Consider the following 12,023-nt stretch of genomic DNA (forward strand, 5'->3'; position numbering starts at 1 on the left):
CGCCAGCGGAAACGGTCGTCGGCGGGGCAAACGCTAGAATTCCGGCATGACCGAATTCATCCCGCCCGGCACCCTCTACCACGCCCTGTCCTCCCCGTTCCCGATGAAGCGCGGCGGCGTGCTGCACGGCGCCCGGGTGGCCTACGAGACCTGGGGGACGCTCGACGCCGAGGCCGGCAACGCCATCCTGATCGTCACCGGGCTGTCGCCCGACGCGCATGCCGCGGCCAATCCTGGCAACCCGGCCAGCGGCTGGTGGGAGCCGATGCTGGGCCCGGGCAAGCCGATCGACACCGACCGCTGGTTCGTGGTCTGCGTCAACTCGCTGGGCAGCTGCAAGGGCTCCACCGGGCCGGCCTCGACCAACCCCGCCACCGGGCAGCCGTACCGCCTGGAGTTCCCGGAACTGTCGATCGAGGACGTGGCCAATGCCGCGGTCGAGGTGGTGCGGGCGCTGGGCATCGAGCGGCTGGCCTGCCTGATCGGCAACTCGATGGGCGGCATGACCGCGCTGGCCGCGCTGCTGCTGCACCCAGGCATCGCCCGCGCGCACATCAACATCTCCGGCAGCGCCCAGGCCCTGCCCTTCTCCATCGCCATCCGCTCGCTGCAGCGCGAGGCGATCCGGCTGGACCCGAACTGGAACGGCGGCCACTACGACGACACGGTCTACCCCGAGTCGGGCATGCGCATGGCGCGCAAGCTGGGCGTCATCACCTACCGCTCGGCGCTGGAGTGGGACGGCCGCTTCGGCCGCGTGCGACTGGATTCGGAACAGAACGGCGACGACCCGTTCGGCCTCGAGTTCCAGGTGGAAAGCTACCTGGAAGGCCACGCCCGCCGCTTCGTGCGCCACTTCGACCCCAACTGCTACCTGTACCTGGGACGGTCGATGGACTGGTTCGACCTGGCCGAGTACGCCGGTGGGGAACACGCCGACGGCGACGTCATCGCCGGGCTGGCGAAGATCCGCGTGGACAGGGCGCTGGCCATCGGCGCCAACACCGACATCCTGTTCCCGGTGCAGCAACAGGAACAGATCGCCGACGGCCTGCGCGCCGGCGGCGCCGACGCACGCTTCATCGGCCTGGATTCGCCACAGGGCCACGACGCCTTCCTGGTCGACTTCGACCGCTTCGGCCCGGCGGTGCGGGGCTTTCTCGACACGTTGTAGCGCCCCATCGCAATCATCGGTTCAGAGCGATGGCGCTCCCGCCAGGAGTCGTCCATGAAACCCGCATGCTGAATCCGTGACGTGACCGGCACCGAGATCGCGTGCACGGCGAACCGCAACACCCGCTGGCGGCTGCGGTGGATCGTGTCTTCACTGGATTGAACCCGGAAGCTCTTCGCAACCGCGACGCTCGCTGGCCGGCCGCGCATGATGCAACGGCTGCGTGCGTCCCTATGACGGACAGGGGAATCTTGTCTTTCTGGCCACTGCGCAGTCCTCACACCCGATGCCGCGCAAGGTTGAGATACCCATCACCGTCCGGCCTTGATCCGAGCGTTTCACCAGCAAGTGAACCCTCATTGGCGCGCCCCTGGCATAGGACGCGAGGACTTCCGGATTCTTCTTGGTCGGCGAGATGCGCAGCATATGCCTGGACAAGGCAAATGCCTCCACAGAGGAGAGATAGGCCTCCATGTCCTCCACACCAGCGGCGGCGCAAGCGTTCGTGTAACCGAACTCGAACTCGACCGGCTTGTCGCCATCAGCTTTCGGAAAGTGCTCCGTATAAGCGTCATTGCCGACCGAGCATGAGGATCCGGAGACAGCAACGAGAATACACATCACCACACAGCGCATGACTGCAGGATCCATCAGTTGAGACGCAAGGACGTCCCGGTCCTGCTGCAGGCCACATGAACGACTCTTTCTCCCACGACAAATTCAGCACGGACCGACACCAGCATGACCTCTTCACCAACTACGCTGCCGCCCGGGGCACGATGAGCGATCGGCAGTGAAAATTCGCTCAGACAAACGAAACCCCCACCCTCGCCAGTCGTATCGCACTTATCGAATCCCATATCGAGGGCGCAAATGGCACCTTTCTCCCAGCATCCGGTGCGTTCCATTTCACCCAGCATGAACCCAGCCAATCGCTCCTGAATCTGGCGTCTGCCAACGACAAAGTTACTCATCACCACCTCAACCAGCGGCGTTTCATCCACGTTCGCCTTGTCGATGCTGATCGATGGCGCGCATGCAGACAACAAGCACGCCTGCGAAAGCACCAGGATTGCCGTCAAGAACACTCTCATGGAACCGCCTCCTCTCGCTTCCATCACCGATCACCTTATCGGTATCCGCACACAATTTTCCGGAAAATCGACGGGGAATGACTGATGGCCCCTGGTCCAGGTCGTGGACGGCTCCATCTTTCCAGCCAGGATGAAAGCACGCGGCTACTTGGCTCTGCGCCTGCCGGTCAACTTGCCGACATCATCGTCGATGCCATGTCACGGGGCCAGACAGGATCTGGCGCCCGCACAGTGAATCTGCGTCCCATGACACTGCATGCCCTCCGCCTGCGGGCACCGCAGTCCCGAAGTCCCCCTTGCGTCACCCTGGCATGGACGTCATAGCTTTTCTCCGGCCACTTCCCACACGGCTATCCCGGCAGCGGGTCAAGCGTTCCATGTCGCCCGGAAGCCGCCGCAATCCACCCGCACTTTTCATGCATCCAGGGCCCCAGCCATCGGGCATGGCGTTGCCTCCTGGCGCACTGGCTCACCTCGGGAGCACGATGCCATTCTGGCCGGCCTCGACCGTTCCGGCCCGGCGACACGTGATTTTCCCGACGCGCTGTAACCGTGCGCTCCATTGCCGCCAGGGGCTTTCCCTACGCCACCATCAGCCACGGACCGATGGCACGCCGTGCCCGGCGGCGCGAAGGTAATCGCAACCCCACAATCGTCCAGGGATGGGACCATGCGTGCACTGATCGCACTGCTGCTGTCGTTGCTGCTGCTCGCGCCGTCGCTGCCGGCCCGGGCGGCGGATCCGCCACCGCTGATGCTGGCCTCCAGCTGGCAGGACGGCGGCAACGTCGCCGACTACTGGGTCAGCGAGAAGCTGGACGGCGTCCGCGCACGCTGGGATGGCCGGGCCCTGTGGACCCGCGGCGGCCACCGTATCGCCGTGCCGGACTGGTTCACCGCCGGCTGGCCCTCGCTGGCGATGGATGGCGAACTGTGGATCGGTCGCCAGCGTTTCGATGAAGCCAGTGCCATCGTGCGGGCTCTGCAGGTCGACGAAAGCGCCTGGCGACGCATGCGTTTCATGGCGTTCGACCTGCCCGGCCATCCGGGCCCGTTCTCGGAACGGTTGCAGGCCCTGCGCGCACGGATCGCAACCGCCGACAGCGACTGGCTGCAGGCGATACCGCAACGGCAACACGCGGACGAGGCCGCGCTGCGGAACCACCTGCGGGAAGTGGTGGCCGCCGGCGGCGAAGGCCTCATGCTGCACCATCGCGATGGACGCTACCGGCCCGGCCGCAGCCCGGACCTGCTCAAGCTCAAGCCCTGGGAAGATGCCGAGGCGCGCGTCGTCGGCCACGTGCCGGGCCAGGGCAAGTACCGCGGCCTGCTCGGGGCGCTGGTCGTGGAGCGGGCCGACGGCCTGCGCTTCCGCCTGGGCAGCGGCTTCAAGGATGCGCAACGGGCCGATCCACCGCCCGTCGGCAGCCATGTCACCTACCGCTACAACGGCCTTACCGGCAATGGCGTGCCACGCTTCGCGCGCTTCCTGCGCGTGCGCGACGAGCTGCCGCCGCCAGACCCGCGCTGATGGCATGGGCACCGCGGCCGGGGGCTTCAAGCACGAGCGCAAATGCCGTCCAATGGACACCTGCTCTTCGGGTTATCGAATGCATGCGCTACCAGGGCCGCCTCAGCGACTGGAACGATGAAAAGGGCTTCGGCTTCGTGACCCCCAACGGCGGCGGCGAGCGTGCGTTCGTGCACATCAAGGCGTTCGAGCGTGCGCCGCGACGCCCGCGCGATGGCGAACTGATCAGTTACCTGCCGCAGCGCGACGGAAGGGGGCGCTGCAACGCCACCCGGATCCGCTTCGCCACCCATCCGGGCAATGCGCCACGTGCCACGACGCGCCACCGGTTCCCGCGCGCGGGGCTGGGACTGGCGGCGCTGGCCGTTGCCGCAATCGGCTGGCGGCTCGGCGCCTGGCCGGCGCTGCTGCCGCTGGCCTACGCCGGCATGAGCGTGCTGGCATTGCTGCTGTACGGCCGCGACAAGTCCGCCGCGCGCACCGGCCGCTGGCGCACCCCGGAAAGCACGCTGCACCTGGTGGGCCTGCTGTGCGGCTGGCCGGGCGCGCTGATCGCGCAATCGCTGTTCCGCCACAAGTCCAGCAAGGCCGGGTTCCAGTTCGTGTTCTGGATCACCGTGGCGGCGAACCTGGCGGTCGTGGCCTGGCTGGTCGGCAGCGGCCAGACCGCGGGCATCGGCCGCGCCCTGTCCGGTGCCTGAGCGCCGGGGCTACCTCCCCTTGTTGCCTACCGTACGATGCATTCCTCCCCGCTTCCGGCCGGAAGCGAGTGCCGGCGACGGTCGCCATCGCCGTCTTCGGAACAGGACGGCCGGCGCTGCGTCGAGCGCCTTCGCGATCCGCACCGTTGCGGCTGTTGCAGGAGCGACGTAAGTCGCGAAGCCACAGATGCATCCGGAGCCATTGAAGCGCCCGATCCATCCGAACGCACCACAGCGGCGCTCGATGGCTTCGGTGCCGCGACTTACGTCGCTCCTACAAAGGCCGCTGTCTCTGTTCCTGCATCCACACGCGCTGCGGGCAGGATGGCGATGCGTTGCGGCGCCTGCTGGCCATGCGCGACCACACGGTTGCACCGACACCGCTCGCGAAAACGCGCCGGACCGCTGACCGCGGACTGTCCGGCCATGCCAGCAGCGACATGGCCCTGCACGACAACGCCCGCACGCCCCTGCCATCACCACCAACCACCGGTCGTTGCTTGCGCCGGCTCCCGCTTCACCGGCACGGCAGCAACCGTCCCTGCTGCAGCCGGTAGCTGCGATGGACCACGCCCTCGGGCAGTTCGCCGTGGGTGATCATCAACAGGCTGCGCGGCCCGAGCGCGGCGGCCAGGTCCAGCAGCAGCGCATCGGCGGTGTCCACGTCCAGCCCTTCGGTCGGCTCGTCCAGCACCATGACCGGGGCGTTGCGCAGCAGCGCGCGCGCCAGCGCCAGCCGGCGTGCCTGGCCGGCGGACATGGTGGCGCCGTTCTCGCCCACCCACGCCTGCAACCCGCCCAGCCGCTCGGCCCATTCGCGCAGGCGCACATCGGCCAGTACCTGCCACAGCGCCTCGTCGCCGGCCTCCGGATCGCCCAGCCGCAGGTTGTCGGCAATGCTGCCGGCGAACACCGGCGCGCCCTGCGGCAGCCAGGCCAGGTGCCGATGCCACTGTTCCTGGTCGACCTCGCGCAGGTCCACGCCGCCGTAGCTCACGCTACCCCGCTGCGGGTCCCACAACCGCAGCAGCAGCGAAGACAGCGTGGTCTTGCCGCAACCGCTGTCGCCGCGGATGGCGATGCGTTCGCCCGGCGAAAGGGCCAGGTCCACTCCGTCGAGCAGTTGCCGGCGTTCGCCGGGCCAGGCGAACGCCACCTGGTCGAAGCGCACGGCGGCCGCACCTTCCGGCAACGCCTGCGGCTGCGCCGGGTCGGCCACCGCCGGCTCCTGCCCCGCCACCTGCCGCAGCCGCTGCGCGGCCACCTGGCCCGATTGCAGCGACTGCCAGGCCATGCCGATGCCGGCCGCCACCTCCAGCAGCGCCACGGTGAGGAACACCAGTGCCGCCGCCATCGGCGCTTCGACCTGCCCGCGCTGGAACGCCCACAACGCCAGCCCCAGCATGCCGAGCAGGCCGGCGCCGGCACTGGCCGAATGCAGTACGTTGCCGGCGATCAGCCGGCGGCGGCGGCGGCGGTCGCATGCCGCCACCTGCGTCGCTTCGGCATCCACCCGCCGCATCCACTCCTCGCGCGCGTGCAGTGCGGTCAGGTCGGCCGCGCCCTCCAGCCCCTCGAAGGCCAGGGTGCGCAACCGTGCGCGATGGGCGGCGCGCTCGTCCTCGCCGGCACGGCCGCCGCGTACCGCCAGCAGCGGTACGCCGACACCGACCAGCACCGCCAGCAGCGCCAGCCACAGCGCCGCCGGCCAGTGGATCAGCGCCGCGGCGACCAGCGCCGCCATGGCGCTGCCGGCCAGCGCCGCCAGCGGCCCCAGCGCCCGCACCAGCAGCCCGTCGACCTCGCCGATGTCGGACATCAGCCGCGCCAGCAGTTCGCCGGTACGGGTGCCGGACAACCGCGCCGGCGCCAGCGGCAGCGCACGGCGGAAGAACCACACCCGCAGGTCGCGGGCGATGCGCAGAGTCGCGTCGTGGCCGACCAGTTTCTCGAAATAGCGCGAGACGATGCGCGCCATGGTCAGCGCGCGGATACCGGCCGAGGGCGAGAAGAAGTTGAAGCCGCTGCCCAGCCCGGCCGCCCCGGCCAGCGCGGCGGCGGTGAGGAAGCCGCCGGACAACCCCAGCAGGCCCACGCCGGCCAGCATCGTGGTCAGCAGCAGCGCCGTCGCCAGCAGCAGGCGCCTGCGGTGGCGCAGGAATACCTGGCGCAGGCCGTCGCCGCCGGTGGCCCTGCTCATGCCGCCCTGCCCCTGGCCAGCGGCGCCGGCAGTTCCAGCACGCTGTCGGCCCAGCGCACCACCGCCGCGCTGTGGGTGGCGACGACGACGCAGCGCCCGCGCGCGAACGCGGCCAGCGTGCGCAGCAGTTCGGCCTCGGTCTGCGGGTCGAGGAAGGCGGTGGGTTCGTCCAGCAGCAGCAGTTCCGGATCGCGCAGCAGCAGCCGCGCCAAGCCGATCCGGCGCGCCTCGCCGCCGGACAGGCCGAAGCCGCGCTCGCCGATCACCGTATCCAGCCCCTGCGGCAGCTCCGCGGCGAAACGCATCACCTGCGCGGCCTCGGCCACCGCGCGCAGGCGGGTATCGCTGGCGACGGGGTCGGCCAGGCGCAGGTTGTCGGCGATCGAACCATGGAACAGGTAGGGCCGCTGCCCGGCGTAGCCGACGCTGAGCCCGGGCCGCAGGACGATGCGGCCCTCGCGCGGCGGCAGCCAGCCGGCCAATGCTTCCAGCAGGGTGCTCTTGCCGCTGCCGCTGGGGCCGACCAGCGCCAGCCGCTGGCCGGGCTCGAGCCGCAGCGACAGGTCCTGCACGGCATCGTGGGCCGCCCCCTGCGGCCGCAGCGACAGCGACTCGGCCAGCACCGGCGGCGCATGCAGTTCGGCCGGCTCCGGCATCCGTGCGGGCGCCTCGGCGACCGTGGCTGTCCCGTCCGGCAGTTCGCCCAGCAGCCGCTCCACTTCGGCCGCCGCGGCCAGCGCATTGGCGCGGTCGTGGTAGTGCGCGGCCAGCCGTCGCAGCGGCGCATAGAACTCCGGCGCCAGCAGCAGGCAGAAGATGCCCGTCCCCAGGGTCGGCGCGGCGGACGACAGCGACAACAGGCCCAGGTAGCTCAGTCCGAAATACAGCGCGACCATCGCCACGCTGACCGAGGCGAAGAATTCCAGCACGGTGGAAGACAGGAATGCGATCCGCAGCACCTTCATGCTGCGCACGCGCACACCCTCGGCCGCGGCCTCGACTCCCTGCAGCTCGGCCTCGCCGCGGCCGTACAGGCGCAGCAGGCCCAGGCCCTTGATGCGGTCGGCGAAGTGGCCGCCCATGCGCGCCAGCTCGCCCAACTGCTGGCGCCCGGCCGCCTCGGCGCCCCAGCCCACCAGCATCATGAAGAACGGCACCAGCGGCGCGGTGAGGACCAGGATCAGCGCCACCACCCAGTCCACGGACACCACCGCGACCGCGATCAGCAACGGCACCACCACCACTTCCGTGCGTACCGGCTGGTAGCCGGCGTAATAGCCCTCGATGGCATCGCCGTGGGCCAGCAGCAGTTCCCCCAGCTCGCCGGTGCGCTGTTGCCGCAGCCACAACGGTCCGCGGCCCAGCAGCCGGCGGTACACGCGCCGGCGCAATGCCAGCCGTGCCGCATCGGCGACGTCGCCGGCCGCGCCCTGGGCGATGCCGCCCAGCAGGCTGCGCACCAGCAGCAATGCCGCCAGCGCGGCGAACACGGGGACCGTCGCCGCCAGCGGCACGCGCTCGACCAGCACTTTCTGCACCAGCCAGGCGATGGCGCCGGCCTGTGCGACCAGCAGCGCCCCGGAAAGGCACACCGCCGAGGCCGCCAGGCGCTGGCGCGAGCGGGCTTCCGCCGCCAGCGACGCCAGCCAATGCAGGCGTTGCCGCCGTTGCGATGGCGACTCGGCGGGCGGGTCGGAAATGGCGCTCAAGATCGGGCAGACTCGGCAACGGGACGGGATCGATTGTAAGCAAGCCACCTGCTCGCCGCCTGCCTACCTTCGCCCGCTGCGGCATCCGGTCACATTGATCTCGATCAAGGCTTGGTACACCTTCCGGTCCGATCATTCATCTCCACACAACAACCCGCCACCCAAGATGCACATACCCAACGAGGTAGCCTGGCCATGATCGACTCCACAGTCGTAGAGCTGTCGCGGCTGCAATTCGCGCTGACCGCGATGTACCACTTCCTGTTCGTACCCTTGACCCTGGGCCTGTCCTTCATGATCGCGATCATGGAGAGCGTCTACGTCATGACCGGCAAGGAGGTCTGGCGCCGCATGACCCTGTTCTGGGGCGTGCTGTTCGGCATCAACTTCGCCATGGGCGTGGGCACCGGCATCGTCATGGAATTCCAGTTCGGCATGAACTGGTCCTACTACAGCCACTACGTCGGCGACATCTTCGGTGCGCCGCTGGCGATCGAAGGGCTGATGGCGTTCTTCCTGGAAGCCACCTTCATCGGCCTGTTCTTCTTCGGCTGGAACCGCCTGTCCAAGGTGCAGCACCTGACGGTGACCTGGCTGATGGCGCTGGGCACCAACCTGTCGGCGCTGTGGATCCTGATCGCCAACGGCTGGATGCAGTACCCGGTGGGCGCGGTGTTCAATCCGGAAACGATGCGCATGGAGGTGGTCGATTTCGTCGCCGTGCTGTTCAACCCGGTGGCGCAGGCCAAGTTCGTGCACACCGTCAGCGCCGGCTACGTCACCGGTGCAGTGTTCGTGATGTCGATCAGCGCCTTCTTCCTGCTGCGCAACAAGCACCGCGAGGTGGCCCGCCGCTCGTTCGCGGTGGCCGCCGCCTTCGGCCTGCTGTCCTCGCTGTCGGTGGTGGTGCTGGGCGACGAGAGCGGCTACGCCGCCTCCGAGCACCAGAAGATGAAGCTGGCCGCGATCGAGGCGATGTGGGAGACCGAGCGCGCCCCGGCCGACTTCACCGCCTTCGGCATCCCCAACCAGCAGACCCACCAGAACGACTACGCGATCAAGATCCCGTACCTGATGGGCCTGATCGCCACCCGCTCGCTGAACCAGCCGATTCCCGGCATCCTGGAACTGGTGGAACGCGCCGAGCACCGCATCCGCGGCGGCCAGCTGGCCTACGGTGCGCTGGAACGCGTGCGCGCCAACAAGGACGACACCGAGGCGCGCGAGATGTTCGACCGCCACTGGCAGGACCTGGGCCACGGCCTGCTGCTCAAGCGCTACCGCGAGGACATCCTCAACGCCACGCCGCAGGAGATCTCGCAGGCGGCGATGGATACCGTGCCGCGGGTGATGCCGCTGTTCTGGACCTTCCGCGTCATGGCCGGCCTGGGCTTCTACCTGATCGCGTTCTTCGCCGTGGCGTTCTACTACTCGTGCCGCCACAACTTCGAGGACAAGCGCACCTTCCTGAAGGTCGCGCTGTGGACGCTGCCGGCGCCGTGGATCGCGATCGAGTGCGGCTGGTTCGTCGCCGAGTACGGCCGCCAGCCGTGGGCGGTGGACGGCGTGCTGCCGACCTTCTACGCCGCCTCGGGCCTGGCCCTGCACCAGATCCTGATCACCCTGGCCGGCTTCACCGCGCTGTACACGGTACTGATGGTCATCGAGATCAAGCTGATGCTGAAGGCGATCCGCAAGGGTCCGGACGACATCCTGCCCTCGCTGCAGGAACCGGCCGCCGCTTCCCCACAGGCCCGCGCACCGGCCCCCGGCCAGGCATAAGGCAGGAGAACACTCATGGATTTCATTCTTCTGGACTACACCACGCTGCGCGTGATCTGGTGGCTGCTGCTGGGCGTGCTGCTGATCGGCTTCGCGGTGATGGACGGCTTCGACCTGGGCGTGGGCGCGCTGCTGCCGTTCGTCGCCCGCACCGACGAGGAACGCCGGCTGGTGATCAACACCATCGGCCCGGTATGGGAAGGCAACCAAGTGTGGCTGATCCTGGGCGGCGGCGCCATCTTCGCCGCCTGGCCGCCGCTGTACGCGGTCAGCTTCTCCGGGTTCTACCTGGCGATGTTCGTGATCCTGTTCGCCCTGATCCTGCGCCCGGTCGGCTTCAAGTACCGCGGCAAGATGCCCAGCCAGCGCTGGCGCAACAACTGGGACTGGGCGCTGTTCGTCGGCGGCTTCGTGCCGGCGCTGATCATGGGCGTGGCGGTGGGCAACGTGCTGCTGGGCGTGCCGTTCCACTTCGACGACAGCCAGCGCGTGTTCTACACCGGCGGCTTCTTCGGCCTGCTGACCCCGTTCGCGCTGCTGGCCGGACTGCTCAGCGTGGCGATGCTGGTCGCGCACGGCGCAGCGATGCTGGTGCTCAAGACCGACGGCCCGGTGGCCGAACGCGCGGCCCGCTACGGCAGCATCGCCGCCGTCGTCTCGTTCGTGCTGTTCGCCCTCGGCGGCGCCTGGGTCGCGCTGGGCCTGCCGGGCTACCAGGTCACCTCGCAGGTGGTCAGCGACGGCGCCAGCAACCCGCTGCTGAAGACCGTCGAGATCGGTGCGGCCGGCGGCTGGATGCGCAACTACAGCACCATGTCGGCCACCCTGCTGGCACCGGTGGCCGGCCTGCTCGGCGCGCTGGCCAGCGCGGCATTGCTGCGGCGCCGCCGTGGCGGCCTGGCGTTCCTCGCCTCGGGCGCGTCCATCGCCGGCATCATCCTCACCGTCGGTTTCGCGATCTTCCCGTTCCTGCTGCCGTCCTCCACCCAGCCCGGCTCCAGCCTGACGGTGTGGGACGCCTCGTCCAGCCACCTGACGCTGTGGATCATGCTGCTGGCCACGGTGATCTTCCTGCCGATCATCATCGCCTACACCACCTGGGTGTACCGCGTGCTGAAGGGCAAGACCACGGCATCGGAAATGGGTGAGAACCCGAACGCCTACTGACCCCGGAACAACGAAGGAGACGACTCATGTGGTATTTCGCCTGGATCCTGGGTGCCGGCCTGGCCTCCACCGCCGCCATCCTCAACGGCATGTGGTTCGAGGCCCGCGAACAGCGGCGCCTCGAGGAGGAGAAGTAGGAAGTCGCAAAATCCAGTTGCCGAACACCGAAACAGGCAGTATCGTGTCCGGCTTCTTCGGGGTGTAGCTCAGTCTGGTAGAGCGCTACGTTCGGGACGTAGAGGTCGCAGGTTCGAATCCTGTCTCCCCGACCAGCAGGTCCAACAAAGCCTGGAAAACGATCATCGTTTTCCGGGCTTTTTTGCGGCCGTTCCACGGGCCCCGGGAAGGCGGCCCGCCACGGGTCGTGTGCCGGCATCGCCTGGGAGGTATCGGCCTCCTGGTCGCGACTCGCGTCGCTCCTGCAACGGCCCACGATCTGCAGGAGCGACGTGAGCCGCGGGCTTTTCAGCAACGTGCCCCATTGCCAGTCCTCGGGTACAGGCGGCCAGGCCAGCGGAGCGGATGCCGCAAGCGCCATCGAAACCTCTTGCCCGGGCGCAGACGGGCCGCTATCATAGGCGGCTCCTTCGGGGTGTAGCTCAGTCTGGTAGAGCGCTACGTTCGGGACGTAGAGGTCGCAGGTTCGAATCCTGTCTCCCCGACCA

At 68.7% G+C, this 12,023-nt stretch carries 10 protein-coding genes and 2 tRNA genes; 8 read left to right on the forward strand and 4 right to left on the reverse strand.

Going from position 1 to position 12,023, the window contains the following annotated elements; genetic code table 11:
* Nucleotides 1-46: 46 nt before the first annotated feature.
* Nucleotides 47-1,174 carry a homoserine O-acetyltransferase MetX gene (gene metX, locus OK345_RS00565; protein ID WP_265125256.1) on the forward strand — a complete coding sequence of 376 codons (1,128 nt, stop codon included), beginning with the start codon at nt 47-49 and terminating at the stop codon, nt 1,172-1,174.
* Between the two features lie 231 nt (nt 1,175-1,405).
* On the opposite strand, the gene OK345_RS00570 is transcribed toward metX, so the two are convergent.
* Together OK345_RS00570 and OK345_RS00575 are read right to left on the reverse strand one after the other, a co-directional pair.
* Nucleotides 1,406-1,810, reverse strand: a complete 405-nt coding sequence (locus OK345_RS00570; RefSeq protein WP_265125258.1) for a hypothetical protein — start codon at nt 1,808-1,810, stop codon at nt 1,406-1,408.
* Nucleotides 1,811-1,824: 14 nt separating this feature from the next.
* Nucleotides 1,825-2,268 carry a hypothetical protein gene (locus tag OK345_RS00575; protein ID WP_265125260.1) on the reverse strand — a complete coding sequence of 148 codons (444 nt, stop codon included), beginning with the start codon at nt 2,266-2,268 and terminating at the stop codon, nt 1,825-1,827.
* Between the two features lie 670 nt (nt 2,269-2,938).
* Here OK345_RS00575 and OK345_RS00580 point away from each other — a divergent pair.
* Nucleotides 2,939-3,799 carry a DNA ligase gene (locus OK345_RS00580; RefSeq protein ID WP_265125262.1) on the forward strand — a complete coding sequence of 287 codons (861 nt, stop codon included), beginning with the start codon at nt 2,939-2,941 and terminating at the stop codon, nt 3,797-3,799.
* 83 nt (nt 3,800-3,882) lie between these two features.
* Nucleotides 3,883-4,500: a DUF1294 domain-containing protein gene (locus tag OK345_RS00585; protein ID WP_265125263.1), complete on the forward strand. Its 618-nt coding sequence runs from the start codon at nt 3,883-3,885 to the stop codon at nt 4,498-4,500.
* Nucleotides 4,501-5,017: 517 nt separating this feature from the next.
* Here the strand turns inward: OK345_RS00585 and cydC are convergent.
* Both cydC and cydD read right to left on the reverse strand, forming a co-directional pair.
* Nucleotides 5,018-6,700: a thiol reductant ABC exporter subunit CydC gene (gene cydC / locus OK345_RS00590; protein WP_265125265.1), complete on the reverse strand. Its 1,683-nt coding sequence runs from the start codon at nt 6,698-6,700 to the stop codon at nt 5,018-5,020.
* Complete coding sequence (gene cydD / locus OK345_RS00595; RefSeq protein WP_265125267.1) at nt 6,697-8,409, reverse strand: thiol reductant ABC exporter subunit CydD; 1,713 nt, start codon at nt 8,407-8,409, stop codon at nt 6,697-6,699. Before cydD ends, cydC begins: the two co-directional genes overlap by 4 nt.
* Before the next feature lie 195 nt (nt 8,410-8,604).
* On the opposite strand from cydD, the gene OK345_RS00600 reads away from it, so the two are divergent.
* From OK345_RS00600 to OK345_RS00620, 5 genes are all read left to right on the forward strand, one after another.
* The gene (locus OK345_RS00600; RefSeq protein ID WP_265125269.1) at nt 8,605-10,191 is read left to right on the forward strand and encodes a cytochrome ubiquinol oxidase subunit I; all 1,587 of its coding nucleotides are present in this window, start codon (nt 8,605-8,607) and stop codon (nt 10,189-10,191) included.
* 15 nt (nt 10,192-10,206) lie between these two features.
* Nucleotides 10,207-11,358, forward strand: a complete 1,152-nt coding sequence (gene cydB / locus OK345_RS00605) for a cytochrome d ubiquinol oxidase subunit II (RefSeq protein ID WP_265125271.1) — start codon at nt 10,207-10,209, stop codon at nt 11,356-11,358.
* A gap of 26 nt (nt 11,359-11,384) precedes the next feature.
* Entirely contained in the window at nt 11,385-11,495 is a 111-nt protein-coding gene (gene cydX / locus OK345_RS00610) for a cytochrome bd-I oxidase subunit CydX (protein WP_265125273.1), read from the forward strand.
* Between the two features lie 58 nt (nt 11,496-11,553).
* Nucleotides 11,554-11,630 (forward strand) — tRNA-Pro (locus tag OK345_RS00615).
* A 316-nt stretch (nt 11,631-11,946) separates the two neighbouring features.
* A tRNA-Pro gene (locus tag OK345_RS00620) sits at nt 11,947-12,023 on the forward strand.

The organism is Xanthomonas chitinilytica (assembly GCF_026107455.2).
GTDB lineage: Bacteria > Pseudomonadota > Gammaproteobacteria > Xanthomonadales > Xanthomonadaceae > Stenotrophomonas > Stenotrophomonas chitinilytica.

Bases quoted from the DNA above. Each gene is read 5' to 3' on its own strand.
- metX (WP_265125256.1), top strand. From the start codon at position 47: ATGACCGAATTCATCCCGCCCGGCACCCTCTACCACGCCCTGTCCTCC.
- OK345_RS00585 (WP_265125263.1), top strand. From the start codon at position 3,883: ATGCGCTACCAGGGCCGCCTCAGCGACTGGAACGATGAAAAGGGCTTC.
- OK345_RS00580 (WP_265125262.1), top strand. From the start codon at position 2,939: ATGCGTGCACTGATCGCACTGCTGCTGTCGTTGCTGCTGCTCGCGCCG.
- cydB (WP_265125271.1), top strand. From the start codon at position 10,207: ATGGATTTCATTCTTCTGGACTACACCACGCTGCGCGTGATCTGGTGG.
- OK345_RS00570 (WP_265125258.1), bottom strand. From the start codon at position 1,810: ATGCGCTGTGTGGTGATGTGTATTCTCGTTGCTGTCTCCGGATCCTCA.
- OK345_RS00575 (WP_265125260.1), bottom strand. From the start codon at position 2,268: ATGAGAGTGTTCTTGACGGCAATCCTGGTGCTTTCGCAGGCGTGCTTG.
- cydC (WP_265125265.1), bottom strand. From the start codon at position 6,700: ATGAGCAGGGCCACCGGCGGCGACGGCCTGCGCCAGGTATTCCTGCGC.
- OK345_RS00600 (WP_265125269.1), top strand. From the start codon at position 8,605: ATGATCGACTCCACAGTCGTAGAGCTGTCGCGGCTGCAATTCGCGCTG.
- cydX (WP_265125273.1), top strand. From the start codon at position 11,385: ATGTGGTATTTCGCCTGGATCCTGGGTGCCGGCCTGGCCTCCACCGCC.